The following is a 13981-nucleotide window of genomic DNA, read 5'->3' as shown; positions in this document are numbered from 1 at the left end:
CAAGGACTCTCACCATGTCCAAAAAAGATAAGTCGAAAGCTGCTCTCCTGCCCGCCATCGTGGTGCCGCTGACGGAGCCGCCTATCGCCGGGGATATTGACGCTGCCGACGGCGGCATCGGCTTGCGTCACACCGAGTCGGCGCTGGTGGTGTATCTCGTCAATCCCAAAGACGGTGTCAGTGCCGGCAGCATCGCCTCGCTCTACTGGGGGAACCGGAATGTGCCAGTGGCGTCTACGCCTATTCGCGAAGGCGAGGAGAACCTGGACCTTATCCCGCTGACGGTGCCTGCGCACCGGATCGTCGAGTTCTGGGCCAACCCGGTGTTGGGCAAGCTGCGGCGCGCCAGCGGTAATGAAACCTTCACCGAAGAGCGCAAGTACCGGGTCATGCTGACACGCCCCGCAGGGCGCGACCCCGACGACGCGCTCCCCGGGCACCAGGGCCTGTCCTACGTAGTGCCGCCGGAAGTGTTGCTCGATGGTGTCAACGAAACCAGGGCGCTGGCCGGGATCAAGATTCTTATCCACCATTGGCTGCACATGCATGCTTACGACCTGATCATTCTGGCCTGGGGGTCGCAGCAGGTGCTGCATCGGGTCCAGCCTGGGGAGGTGGGGCGCGATATCACCCTGACCGTTGACTACGCCACGATCAGCGCCGCCGGCAACAACCCCCTGACGCGCGTGGCTTACCAGGTCAAGAACGCCGTCGGCACTCTGCCGGATGAGTGGGCGCGCTGGTCGGCGGTATCGCTGATCGATGTGCATCTGCACCAGGTGCGGCCAGAGGCGCCGTGGCTGGCGTTCCCCGACACTGACAGGGTGGTCGACCTGGCCGAACTGGGCGGTTGGGACGTGGAAATCGAAACCTGGGTGACTAACGCGGAAGCCGCCGCCTATGACTACGTAAGCTTGATCTGGGCCGGTGTCGACAGTGAGGGCAACCCGTTCCCCCATACGCCGATCAAACCGTTGAACAGAGCGGGGGTGCATTCCTTCGAGGTCCCCAACGCGCTGGTCGTCGCCATTGCCGATGGGACCGTCAGCGTGCATATGCTGTTCCAGAAAGGCGTGGTGGAGCAGCCCTCGGAAAAACTCTACCTCGAGATCGTCGGCAAGGTCGTAAGATGGCCGCCACCCACGATTGACGAGGATAAGGGCGGCAAGATTGAGCCGAGTAAAGAGGCGACTGTGCGGTTTCCTCTGCAAGGGAGCTGGCCGCCCGATGGTTATCTGGAGGTTATCTTCCTCGTCAGCAGCCCCGATAACACGATCGAGCACCGTGTTGGCCGCGAGGTCGACGATGTGGAACCCACACCGGAAGGCGACATGCTGTTCACGGTGTACCCCGCCGAGCTGCAGCGTTTCGACGGTCACCTGGTGGAGGTGTTTTACGCGCACACACGGCCAGGCGGGCGGCCCCAAGAGTCGCTGCGGCTGAAAATCCTCGTGGGTGAGATTCAACGCACACTGCCTGCGCCGATCATTGAAAAGGTCATTGGAAGTCAGTTGAACCCGGACGATATCGAGGGCTACGCCAAGGTGTTTGCACCGGCCGGCGATACGAAGCGTGGAGACTGGGTGCGCATGTACTGGAACGGCCCGCTTGTCCGCACCAATGTGCCGGTGCAGGTGGCGGTCGATAACAGCATCACCGAGCACCATATCGATGAGTTCTATGTCAATAACAACCTCAATGAAACCGTGGCGGTCTTCTACACCTTGACACGTGGCGACGAGCTGCCGCGTTATTCGCAAGTCACTGAGGTGCTGATCAGCCGCAACCTGGGTGAACTGCTGGCGCCGACATTGCTTGAGGCGCAGATAACCGGCCCCGACACCGCCGACCTGGAGCCGCTGCGAGTGCAGCAGGGCACCCAGTTGGTGGTGCGTTATGTGGGCATGCGTGACGATGATTGGATCAAGCCTTATATGGAGGGCGAGGGCGATGGCGGCTCGCCGGATATTCCGGCCAAGCCGGGTAATCGGGTGTTGCAGGAGGTGGTGTTCGATATTACGCGGGACGCGATTCACGCCAACATTCGGGACCGTGATACCACGGTGGTTTTCACGTATGCCGTGACCCGGGGTGACGACACGAAGCACTCGGCGAAGCTGACGGTGAAGGTGAAGCCGATTCCGCCGGATGAGTTGGCGCAGACCGTGCTCAAGCTCAATGAAGCCAATGAGGCGACCAGGGTCCTGGACTTGACGCGCTTTACTGGCGACGCCACCGCCCATGTAGGCGTCTGGGCGTTCATCACAGCACCTTACCCCGTCTGGTTGAGGTTTCTGGGGAGAACAAAGGACAACGTCAGTCATGAACATTTGTTGTTCAACGGTGCGGGCCAGTCGAAGGTCAACCCGACCTGGATTTCCACCGGAAAAATCGAATATCCGCTCCCTCGGACGTACCTGAACGGGTTGGGGAATGGCACCACGCTGAAGATGGAGTTCAAGGCCGCAGTGAGCCTGAGCAAGGTTGAAGCCAAGGCCCTGTCTTTCCCGCTGGTGGAGTACATCGTCAATACCATCGAGATACCGGATCAATACCCGCTGCCCATACTGACCGAGGCCACCGGTACCGGCTCTCCGGTGACCCTTGCGCCCTTGAATGCGCAAAATGGCGGCACGGTATCGGTAGCGTTCTCACCGATGTATACCACCGACAAGATCAAGGTCACGATGGTTGGGACATCGGGACTCGGTTCGCCGGTGATTGCCGAGAAAAATGGCTTGGCCGGCGGCGTGGTGACTTTTGATATCCCCAAGACAGCGATAGCCGCCAACATCGGTAAGGCAAACAAGACGTTTACCCTTAAGTATGAGGTTACTCGTGCCGGGGTAACGCGAAGCTCGCTGATATTAACGGTGACGGTGACGCCGATACCGGTGTCGGCTTTGCCACAGGTGATCATCAACCGTGTGCCCCATAACGGCCTGCTGGATTTGAACACTATCACCGGCAACCCCTTGGCCGCCGTGCTCAAGTGGCCATTTATTGCCACCGGACAACGCGTGTGGATAACACTCAACGCCAGCGGACATGAACCGTTGCCGGTATTGACCAATTATCCAATTCTCTCATCGGAGTTGAACGGACTGACGAACAAGCCAGTGTCACGTGATTGGTTGCAAAAAATACCGCCTGATGATCCCATCTCCGTAGAAATTAAGGTGACACTTGATGGCAGCGCTGATGTTTCGAGAGCGGTTAGTTTTGCACCTACTACTTATAAGGTAAAAAGGGTGCCTACAGTAGATAGGACTGACTTCAGCAACTATGACTGGAATGAGTGGCGCAACGTTGGTGCGGATGGAGCTCTTATAAAAGAGGGCACAAATATATATTGGCGGAGCATAAGTGTACCAAACAGATTGCCAAGGCTTTCAAAGCGATATGGCTATTTCAACCATATAAGCATAAAGACCATTGAAATATCTTGCGATTATAGACATGAGTTTTTCGCGAACGATACGGTTTTTCGGGTGATAACATTTCCCGGCCGCGCTACTTATGACAGCCCTACATTCCCATATTCACCCACCTGGAGGAATATGAAATTTACCGTAAGTGGCCCTTCAATTAATGGATCGTTTTCTGTGGATGTCTATATTCAAAACTTAACAGGAAATTCTACATCCATAGACAATATAGTCGTAACAATACTATAACGGCGCGTATCGCTTAACAACGAAACAGTCGGGACGGAATAATTGCGGAATAACCGGAGCAGACTGAGTTAACAAAACAACCGAGTACCTATCCACCGCCTCAAACGGATAGGTACTCGCTGCTTTTAGCCCTGAATGTGTAAAAACGCCTGCCACTCTCTCTCGCTGCCGACCTCAAGCGGAGCAGAGTGTCAAGCTACCAAGATTGATCTCGGCGTAGCACCGCCAATACCGAGCGGATCCTGGTCCAGAATGTAGCTGATGTGTTTACGGTGATTTGCTTAACTGACGCAATCGGGAGCACGCCCCCTCCCACCGTTTACACGACCTCCAGATAAGAACTATGAATCGCCCGCGCCAACTCCCTCACCGTGTCAATAAACTCCGTCAACCGGCTATGCAAACTTTCAGTCGCACTTGGCGCTTCTTCGAGTGCGGCTGCAGGCTGAGTCTTCTTGGCGGGCATGATTGATCTCCTGATAGGCATCAGTGCACGTGATCGCACGTCAAACGGTGCGTTTGCCGTCATCAGATACCGGAATAAATGCATGCGCTACTGTCAGAGTTGACAGGTAGCGACCAATGGTCCTGTCAGCGTCATGGCGGTTTTCGATGAATCGATCAGCGATCATTGACCGCCCGTCGCCACCTGTTAACTCTGACAGTAGGCAAGCCATCGCAGGGGGCGTTTGATGGAGGCAAACCACCGCACCTGCTTGCAAGGACTCTCACCATGTCCAAAAAAGATAAGTCGAAAGCTGCTCTCCTGCCTGCCATCGTGGTGCCGCTGACGGAGCCACCTATCGCCGGGGATATTGACGCTGCCGACGGCGGCATCGGCTTGCGTCACACCGAGTCGGCGCTGGTGGTGTATCTCGTCAATCCCAAAGACGGTGTCAGTGCCGGCAGCATCGCCTCGCTCTACTGGGGGAACCGGAATGTGCCAGTGGCGTCTACGCCTATTCGCGAAGGCGAGGAGAACCTGGACCTTATCCCGCTGACGGTGCCTGCGCACCGGATCGTCGAGTTCTGGGCCAACCCGGTGTTGGGCAAGCTGCGGCGCGCCAGCGGTAATGAAACCTTCACCGAAGAGCGCAAGTACCGGGTCATGCTGACACGCCCCGCAGGGCGCGACCCCGACGACGCGCTCCCCGGGCACCAGGGCCTGTCCTACGTAGTGCCGCCGGAAGTGTTGCTCGATGGTGTCAACGAAACCAGGGCGCTGGCCGGGATCAAGATTCTTATCCACCATTGGCTGCACATGCATGCTTACGACCTGATCATTCTGGCCTGGGGGTCGCAGCAGGTGCTGCATCGGGTTCAGCCTGGGGAGGTGGGACGCGATATCACCCTGACCGTTGACTACGCCACGATCAGCGCCGCCGGCAACAACCCCCTGACGCGCGTGGCTTATCAGGTCAAGAACGCCGTCGGCACTCTGCCGGATGAATGGGCGCGCTGGTCGGCGGTATCGCTGATCGATGTGCATCTGCACCAGGTGCGGCCAGAGGCGCCGTGGCTGGCGTTCCCCGACACTGACAGGGTGGTCGACCTGGCCGAACTGGGCGGTTGGGACGTGGAAATCGAAACCTGGGTGACTAACGCGGAAGCCAGCACCTATGACTACGTAAGCTTGATCTGGGCCGGTGTCGACAGTGAGGGCAACCCGTTCCCCCATACGCCGATCAAACCGTTGAACAGAGCGGGGGTGCATTCCTTCGAGGTCCCCAACGCGCTGGTCGTCGCCATTGCCGATGGGACCGTCAGCGTGCATATGCTGTTCCAGAAAGGCGTGGTGGAGCAGCCCTCGGAAAAACTCTACCTCGAGATCGTCGGCAAGGTCGTAAGATGGCCGCCACCCACGATTGACGAGGATAAGGGCGGCAAGATTGAGCCGAGTAAAGAGGCGACTGTGCGGTTTCCTCTGCAAGGGAGCTGGCCGCCCGATGGTTATCTGGAGGTTATCTTCCTCGTCAGCAGCCCCGATAACACGATCGAGCACCGTGTTGGCCGCGAGGTCGACGATGTGGAACCCACACCGGAAGGCGACATGCTGTTCACGGTGTACCCCGCCGAGCTGCAGCGTTTCGACGGTCACCTGGTGGAGGTGTTTTACGCGCACACACGGCCAGGCGGGCGGCCCCAAGAGTCGCTGCGGCTGAAAATCCTCGTGGGTGAGATTCAACGCACACTGCCTGCGCCGATCATTGAAAAGGTCATTGGAAGCCAGTTGAACCCGGACGATATCGAGGGCTACGCCAAGGTGTTTGCACCGGCCGGCGATACGAAGCGTGGAGACTGGGTGCGCATGTACTGGAACGGCCCGCTTGTCCGCACCAATGTGCCGGTGCAGGTGGCGGTCGATAACAGCATCACCGAGCACCATATCGATGAGTTCTATGTCAACAACAACCTCAATGAAACCGTGGCGGTCTTCTACACCTTGACACGTGGCGACGAGCTGCCGCGTTATTCGCAAGTCACGGAGGTGCTGATCAGCCGCAACCTGGGTGAACTGCTGGCGCCGACATTGCTTGAGGCGCAGATAACCGGCCCCGACACCGCCGACCTGGAGCCGCTGCGAGTGGAGCAGGGTGCCCAGTTGGTGGTGCGTTATGTGGGCATGCGTGACGATGATTGGATCAAGCCTTATATGGAGGGCGAGGGCGATGGCGGCTCGCCGGATATTCCGGCCAAGCCGGGTAATCGGGTGTTGCAGGAGGTGGTGTTCGATATTACGCGTGACGCGATTAGCGCCAACATTCGGGACCGTGATGCCACGGTGGTTTTCACGTATGCCGTGACCCGGGGCGACGATACGAAACACTCGGCGAAGCTGACGGTGACGGTGAAGCCGATACCGGTGTCGGCTTTACCACAGGTGATCATCAACCGTGTGCCCCATAACGGCCTGCTGGACTTGAACACTATTACCGGCAACCCCTTGGCCGCCGTGCTCAAGTGGCCGTTTATGGCCACCGGACAACGCGTGTGGATAACACTCAAGTCCAGCAGACATGAACCGTTGCCGGTATTAAGCAATTATCCAATTCTCTCATCGGAGTTGAACGGACTGACGAACAAGCCAGTGTCACGTGATTGGTTGCAGAAAATACCGCCTGATGATCCCATCTCCGTAGAAATTAAGGTGACACTTGATGGCAGTGCTGATGTTTTGAGAGCGGTTAGTTTTGCTCCTACTACTTATAAAGTAAAAAGGGTGCCTACAGTAGATAGGACTGATTTCAACACTTATAGCTGGAATGGGTGGTACAATGTTAATGGGGCCGGTGCTCTTGTAGAAGAAGGCGAAAATATATATTGGCGAAGCGTAAAGGTAGAAAAATACGCTGCTTCTTGGCTTCGAAAGTTGTATAGCGGCTATAACTTTATGGCCACCAATACCATCGAAATATCCTTCGATTATAGACATGAGTCTGGCGCGAATGACCTACAGATTCGGGGGAGTATATTGCCCGGGCTTGGAGTACGTGAAAGCCCTATATTCCCAACTTCAGCTACCTGGAGGAACATTAAATTTATTATGGATATACCATCAACTGCGATTGGAGTATCAATATCTTTCCATATTAGAGGGCCAGTAAATACAGTGTCCCTAGATAACATAGTCGTGACAATGCTATAGCGACACACATCGCTTAACAGCGAAACAGCCAAGACGGAGTAATCGGCACAGACTGAGTTAACAAAATAACCGAGTACCTATCCACTGCCTCAAACGGATAGGTACTCGCTGCTTTTAACCCTGAATGTGTAAAAACGCCTGCCACTCTCTCTCGCTGCCGACCTCAAGCGGAGCAGAGTCTCAAGCTACCAAGATTGATCTAGGCGTAGCACCGCCAATACCGAGCGGATCCTGGTCCAGAATGTAGCTGATGTGTTTACGGTGATTTGCTTAACTGACGCAATCGGGAGCACGCCCCCTCCCACCGTTTACACGACCTCCAGATAAGAACTATGAATCGCCCGCGCCAACTCCCTCACCGTGTCAATAAACTCCGTCAACCGGCTATGCAAACCGTCCTCCAGAATCTCATCGATCCCCGTATACCTCAGCCGCGCCTCGAACTCAGCCGCCAAGCGCTGTGCCGCGCGGCCATAACTGCCGGGCAGGTCCGCGAGGATATGGCTCAATTCCTCAATACACGCATGCAGCGAACGCGGCACATCGCTGCGCAACAGCAGCAGCTCCGACACCGAGCGCGCATTCAACGCATTCGGGTACAGCTCGGTATACGCTTCGAACGACGACAACGCACGGAGCAGGGCGCTCCACTGGTAATAACCGCGGGCCGACAAGTCGCTGACTTCTTCCGATTCCTCGCCAAACATCTCATAGCGCGCATCCAGCAGGCGCAAGGTGTTGTCCGCGCGTTCGACAAAGGTGCCCAGGCGAATAAACCGGTAGGCGTCATTGCGCATGATGGTGCCGGATGTGGCCCCACGAAACAGGTGCGAACGTTGCTTGACCCAATCACAGAAGTGGCTGATGCCATGCCGCGCCAGGCCGCCGGCGGCGATGCTGCGCATTTCCAGCCAGGTGGCGTTGAGGTTCTCCCACATGTCGGCGGTGATGCGCCCGCGTACCGCGTGGGCATTGCCCCGGGCGGCGCGCAGGCAGTTATAGATACTGGCCGGGTTTTCTTCATCAAGGGCGAAGAAGTGCAGCATGCGCTCGGCGTCCAGCTGCTGGTGGCGCTCCAGGTAACTGTCCAGGGTGCCGCTGCTGAGCAACGACATCGCCAGTTCATCCAAGCCATCACTGCGCCCGGCCTGGGGCATCAGCGACAGCGAGTAGCTGACTTCAAGCATGCGCGCGAGGTTCTCGGCGCGCTCCAGGTAACGGGACATCCAATACAAATCCGCGGCGGTTCTACTCAGCATGGTCAGCCCTCCACCACCCAGGTGTCCTTGGTTCCGCCGCCTTGCGACGAGTTGACGATCAACGAGCCTTCACGCAGGGCCACCCGCGTCAGGCCACCCGGCACCAGGCGGGTTTCCTTGCCGGACAGCACAAAGGGCCGCAGGTCGATATGCCGTGGTGCGATGCCGTTTTCGACAAAAGTGGGGCACGTGGACAGGCTCAGGGTCGGTTGGGCGATATACGCATGGGGGCGCGCCTTGATGCGTTGGCGGAAGTCCTCGATTTCGGCAGCGGTGGACGCCGGGCCGACCAGCATGCCGTAGCCGCCCGAGCCCTGGGTTTCCTTGACCACCAGTTCGCCCAGGTGGGCCAGCACGTGGGACAGTTCATCTGGCTTGCGGCATTGGAAGGTCGGCACGTTTTGCAGGATGGGCTCTTCATCCAGGTAAAACTTGATCATGGCCGGCACATAGGGATAGATCGATTTATCGTCGGCCACGCCGGTGCCGATGGCGTTGGCCAGCACGACGTTGCCGGCGCAGTAGGCGGCGACCAGGCCGGGCACGCCGAGCATCGAGTCCGGGTTGAACGCCTGCGGATCGAGGAACGCATCGTCGATACGCCGGTAGATCACATCCACCGCCTTGGGCCCGTCGGTGGTGCGCATGAACACCTTGAGGTCGTGCACGAACAGGTCGGCGCCTTCCACCAGTTCCACGCCCATTTCCCGCGCCAGGAACGCATGTTCGAAGAACGCGCTGTTAAAGCGCCCAGGCGTCAGCACCACCACATTGGGGTTGTCCAGGCGGCTGGCGCTTTTCAGGGTCTTGAGCAGCAGGTTGGGGTAGTGGTCCACCGGCGCGATGCGCTGCTTGGCGAACACTTCGGGGAACAGGCGCATCATCATCTTGCGGTCTTCGAGCATGTAGCTCACGCCGCTGGGGGTGCGCAGGTTGTCTTCGAGCACGTAGTAAGTGCCGTCGCCGTCGCGCACCAGGTCCACACCGGAAATATGGGAATAAATGTCGCGGTGCAGGTCCAGGCCGACCATGGCCTTTTGATAACCCTCGTTGCCCAGCACCTGGTCGGCCGGAATGATCCCGGCCTTGATGATGCGCTGGTCATGGTAGATGTCGGCAAGGAACATGTTCAGCGCCTTGACGCGCTGGATGCAGCCGCGTTCGATCACGCTCCATTCACTGGCGGGGATGCTGCGGGGGATGATGTCGAAGGGAATCAGGCGTTCGGTGTCTTGTTCGTCGCCATACAAGGTGAAGGTGATCCCCGCGCGATGGAACAGCAAATCGGCTTCGCGGCGACGCTGGGCCAGCAATTCCGGCGGCGTATTGGCCAGCCAGCGGGAGAAATCCTGATAGTGCGCACGGCACACGCCGTTTGCGTCATTCATTTCATCGAAGAAAGATCGAGCCATTCCAGTACCTTGTCAGTGCCGAGGACAACCTTGGGTGGCACTGCCGCTTAAAAAAACGCATTTTTTATGAGCCCGTGGCAGAGGGTGCCAACAGGCCTGGTCCTTACTTTCTTATGGGGTCGGCTCTGGGTCAGGGGGTAACGAATGTTCCTGTATCGGGGCAGATGAATGGATAAAGCAATGCTTGTGCCGGAACGCGCATACCGCGCTGATTTACCCTGGTGGCAAGCCCTGATGCCAGTCAGTCAAGGAGGCACACTGTAACGGTGGCGAGCGGGCTGGCCCCGCGTTGGGTTGCGCAGCAGCCCTAAAACCTGGCGATTTAATCGGCCTGGATAAATGCGGTGGCCTGATTGGGGCCGCTTCGCGGCCCAACGCGGGGCTAGCCCTAATGCCATTCAGTTAAGCGTACATCGCCTTCTGTAGGAGCGAGGGGGACGCCTAGTTCTTGCTCGCGAAAAACGTCAACGATAACGCGTGTTTCCTGAATGAACGCGGCGCCTGTGAGTTTTTCGCGAGCAAGCTCGCTCCTACAAAAAAGCCTTAACTGAACGGCATTAGGGCTAGCCCGCTCGCCGCAAGGGCATGCGGCGCCCTGGATTGGTGCATGAACAAACTTGAACTTCACCCCCACTGCCTTCTTCTAAGGGGGTTCAGCCCCGGCATGGAGCACCGATGTGCCCAGAATCATTTCACCCGACACCCCCGAATCGAGCCTGATCGATCACAGCGAACACAACGCCAAGATCTTCGGCTCGCCCAAGGACCGCCTGGATTTCTACCGCCGCGAGATCCAGTACGAAACCAGCATCCTGGCCAACCGCACTGACGCCTACCTCACCGCGCAATCGTTCCTGGTCATTGCCTTCGTCTCGGGCATGGGCAACCTCAACCCGGAGTGGGGCAAGTTGTTCACCCTGGTGGTGCCGGTGTTCCTGGCTTTCCTCGGCATCCTCAGTTCCCTGAATGCCTGGCCGGGGATCCGTGCCGCGTACGAGATCATCGACCACTGGCACTACAAGCAGAGCGAATTGCTGCGCAGCGAACCGGTGATGGGCATGGCCTACGATGAATCGCCGCTGTTCTCGGAGATGGAGTCCTCCCACAAGGGCTATCGCAAGTCGCTGCTGTTCTCCATGCGCGCGCCATGGCTGTTCATGGTGTTCTGGGTGTTGCTCGGCGCCTACGCCTTTTATATCCAGATCGATAATCCCGTTTCTTAAGCCATTGGAACTTCAGCAACCCGCGCGGGACCTTACCTTGACGCAGGTTGCGTTTTCACCCGAGGTGCCCCATGAGCAAAGACCGCGATCCACACGTCAGCGACCGCAACGACCCCGCCATCGACGGCGGCGAACCAGCCCCAGCCACTGCCGCCGATGCGCCGAAAGACCCCAAGCCCGCCGTCGACCCCAAGGCCAAGGAAAACGACTACAGTCCAGACTTCAAGCCCGAGCGCGAGCCCAAGCCTGAAACCGATGCCGATATCGACACCCAAGGCGGTTAGAGGAGACGGTCATGTCCAAAGAACGCGAAGAAGCAGATGAAGAGGAAGAAGAACTCAATGACCCGGGCAATGAAGACCCAGGGTCGCTGATGGATGATGCCGAAGTGCCGCTGAGCGATGTCGATGAAGCGGAGAATAGGGGGGGACCGTGAGCCCCAAGACTGATCCTGCGCCCTGGCACGTCGTTCATACCACACCCGCCGAGGCCATGAATGACGAGGCTTAGGGCGATCACCGCCACCGTCAGGTTCACCGCCACTTCGCTGCCGGTGCCGATCAGCCCATGGCCAGGACGCCACTGGCCGCGGGTCATTCGCGACCCATTTGACCGATAAACGACATCTGCCCAATCCCATCCATTGAACGACTGTTCAGTTTCAACTATGTTGACCGTATCCACCCGTTTGCGGCTCCACGGGTTTGCGCAGTTTCTTCTTGAACGAGAGGCTTTGGCATGCGGTTTTCCCCCTTCGTTGAGCGTATTGCAGGGCAAGGCGTCGCCGCCTGGGATATCCATCACGCCGCCTACCAGGCCGCCAGCCAGGGCGAAGACATCATCATCCTCAGCGTCGGCGACCCCGATTTCGCCACGCCGTCCTTCATCACCGACGCGGCTATCGACGCGCTGCGCCAAGGCGACACTCACTACACGGAAATTCCCGGTCGCCCGGCCCTGCGTGACGCAATCGCCGCACGCTACAGCAAGACCCTGGCGCGGCCCGTTAACGCCCACAACGTGATCAGCGTGGCCGGCGCGCAGAACGCCTTGTTCGTCACCTCGCTGTGCCTGTTGCAGGCGGGGGACGAAGTGCTGGTGCTCGACCCGATGTACGTCACCTACGAGGCCACGCTCAAGGCCAGCGGCGCGACATTGGTGCGGGTGGCGTGTTCACCCGAGTCAGGCTTTCGCCTCGACGCACAACAGCTCGCCGCCGCAGTTACCCCACGCACCCGGGCGTTGTTTTTTTCCAACCCGAACAACCCCACCGGCGTGGTGCTCAACCCGCAGGAACTGCAAGCCATCGCCGACCTGGCCATAGCCCATGACCTGTGGGTGGTGGTCGACGAGGTCTACGAAAGCCTGGTGTTCGAAGGCCAATACCACAGCCTGGCCGCGCTGCCGGGCATGGCCGAGCGTTGCGTGGTGATTGGCAGCTTGTCCAAGTCCCACGCAATGACCGGCTGGCGTATCGGCTGGATCGTCGCCGAACCCACGCTGATCGCCCACGCGCAAACCCTGGTGCTGAGCATGCTCTATGGTCTGCCCGGCTTCGTGATGGAGGCGGCGACCGCAGCGGTGTTGGCCTTTAATGAAGTCACCGTGGGCATGCGCGACATCTATCGCCGGCGCCGTGACCTGGTGGTGGCGGGCCTCGGCGCATGCACGGGGATCAAGGTCCTGACGCCGCAGGCCGGGATGTTCGTACTGGTCGATGTGCGCGGCACGGGCCTCAGTTCGCTGGACTTTGCCTGGCGGCTGTTCCGCGAGGCGGGTGTATCGGTGCTCGACGCCGCAGCATTCGGCGAGCCCGCCCAAGGGTTTGTGCGCCTGTCTTTCACCTTAAGTGAAGAGCGCCTGGCCGAAGCCTGCCGGCGCATCGTGCAGTTTGTCGACAAGCTGGCCGGTGAACCGCGTGTCGCGGCGGCGCCCAGGGTCGAAGTGGCGCAGCCTGCGCAGGCGAAAAAGATGATCGAAGTGATTGACCTGCATAAGCGCTTCGGCAATATCGAAGTGCTCAAGGGTATTTCCCTTACCGCTCGCGAAGGCGAGGTGATCTCGCTGATCGGCGCCAGCGGCTCGGGCAAGAGCACCTTGCTGCGCTGTATCAATATGCTTGAAGTCCCGGACCAGGGCAGCATTCACGTGGACGGTGAAAGCATCAAGCTCAACTATGGCCGCCCCGGTGCGCCGCTGGTGGCCGACGCCCGGCAACTGGTGCGCATCCGCTCGACCCTGGGCATGGTCTTCCAGAACTTCAACCTGTGGCCGCACCGCACGGTGTTGGAGAACCTGATCGAAGCCCCGACCCAGGTGCTGCGTGAAAGCCGTGCCGAGGCCATCGAACGCGCCGAAGCCTTGCTCGACCGCGTCGGCCTGGCCGCCAAGCGCAACGAGTACCCGGCGTTTCTCTCCGGTGGCCAGCAGCAACGGGTGGCGATTGCCCGCGCACTGGCCATGCGCCCCAAAGTGATGTTGTTCGACGAACCCACCTCGGCCCTCGACCCGGAGCTGGTGGGCGAAGTGCTGCGCGTTATCCGCTCCCTGGCCGAAGAAGGCCGCACCATGATCCTGGTCACCCATGAAATGGCCTTCGCCCGGGATGTGTCGTCCAAAGTGGCTTTTCTGCATCAAGGCTTGATCGAAGAAGCCGGTTCGCCGGATTCGGTGTTCATCGACCCACGCAGTGAACGTTGCCGACAGTTCGTCAACGCACACCAAACGCGCTAACTCCAAAAAGACGGGGCAAATCATGACTTTC

Annotated in this window: 9 protein-coding genes and 1 pseudogene; 6 read left to right on the top strand and 4 right to left on the bottom strand. The window is 58.8% G+C overall.

The genetic code is table 11. The features are described from left to right. The first annotated feature begins 14 nt into the window (after positions 1–14). The gene (locus tag AB7933_RS17990) at positions 15–3677 is read left to right on the top strand and encodes a hypothetical protein (protein ID WP_024075574.1); all 3663 of its coding nucleotides are present in this window, start codon (positions 15–17) and stop codon (positions 3675–3677) included. Between the two features lie 319 nt (positions 3678–3996). On the opposite strand, the gene AB7933_RS17985 is transcribed toward AB7933_RS17990, so the two are convergent. After that, positions 3997–4143 carry a hypothetical protein gene (locus AB7933_RS17985; RefSeq protein WP_024075573.1) on the bottom strand — a complete coding sequence of 49 codons (147 nt, stop codon included), beginning with the start codon at positions 4141–4143 and terminating at the stop codon, positions 3997–3999. Between the two features lie 267 nt (positions 4144–4410). On the opposite strand from AB7933_RS17985, the gene AB7933_RS17980 reads away from it, so the two are divergent. Then, entirely contained in the window at positions 4411–7323 is a 2913-nt protein-coding gene (locus tag AB7933_RS17980) for a hypothetical protein (RefSeq protein WP_024075572.1), read from the top strand. A gap of 308 nt (positions 7324–7631) precedes the next feature. Here the strand turns inward: AB7933_RS17980 and AB7933_RS17975 are convergent, their stop codons facing one another. Next, a complete protein-coding gene (locus AB7933_RS17975; protein ID WP_024075571.1) occupies positions 7632–8582 on the bottom strand; it encodes an alpha-E domain-containing protein in 951 nt (316 codons plus the stop codon). A 2-nt stretch (positions 8583–8584) separates the two neighbouring features. Beyond that, positions 8585–9994 (bottom strand): circularly permuted type 2 ATP-grasp protein, encoded by a 1410-nt coding sequence (locus tag AB7933_RS17970; protein ID WP_024075570.1) that lies wholly within the window; start codon positions 9992–9994, stop codon positions 8585–8587. A 677-nt stretch (positions 9995–10671) separates the two neighbouring features. Here AB7933_RS17970 and AB7933_RS17965 point away from each other — a divergent pair. From AB7933_RS17965 to AB7933_RS17955, 3 genes are all read left to right on the top strand, one after another. Then, positions 10672–11217, top strand: coding sequence for a hypothetical protein (locus tag AB7933_RS17965; protein ID WP_024075569.1), 546 nt, complete (start codon positions 10672–10674; stop codon positions 11215–11217). Between the two features lie 71 nt (positions 11218–11288). Then, positions 11289–11501 carry a hypothetical protein gene (locus AB7933_RS17960; RefSeq protein WP_024075568.1) on the top strand — a complete coding sequence of 71 codons (213 nt, stop codon included), beginning with the start codon at positions 11289–11291 and terminating at the stop codon, positions 11499–11501. 11 nt (positions 11502–11512) lie between these two features. After that, entirely contained in the window at positions 11513–11653 is a 141-nt protein-coding gene (locus tag AB7933_RS17955) for a hypothetical protein (protein WP_024075567.1), read from the top strand. Between the two features lie 15 nt (positions 11654–11668). Here the strand turns inward: AB7933_RS17955 and AB7933_RS17950 are convergent. Next, positions 11669–11787 (bottom strand): annotated as a pseudogene (locus tag AB7933_RS17950) (transporter); the annotation flags it as partial. A 168-nt stretch (positions 11788–11955) separates the two neighbouring features. On the opposite strand from AB7933_RS17950, the gene AB7933_RS17945 reads away from it, so the two are divergent. Then, positions 11956–13950 carry an aminotransferase class I/II-fold pyridoxal phosphate-dependent enzyme gene (locus tag AB7933_RS17945; protein ID WP_024075566.1) on the top strand — a complete coding sequence of 665 codons (1995 nt, stop codon included), beginning with the start codon at positions 11956–11958 and terminating at the stop codon, positions 13948–13950. The last annotated feature ends 31 nt before the right edge of the window (positions 13951–13981 follow it).

This window comes from Pseudomonas gorinensis, from assembly GCF_042015035.1.
In the GTDB taxonomy this organism is placed as follows: Bacteria; Pseudomonadota; Gammaproteobacteria; order Pseudomonadales; family Pseudomonadaceae; genus Aquipseudomonas; species Aquipseudomonas gorinensis.
This window is presented reverse-complemented; position numbering and strand designations above follow the sequence as displayed.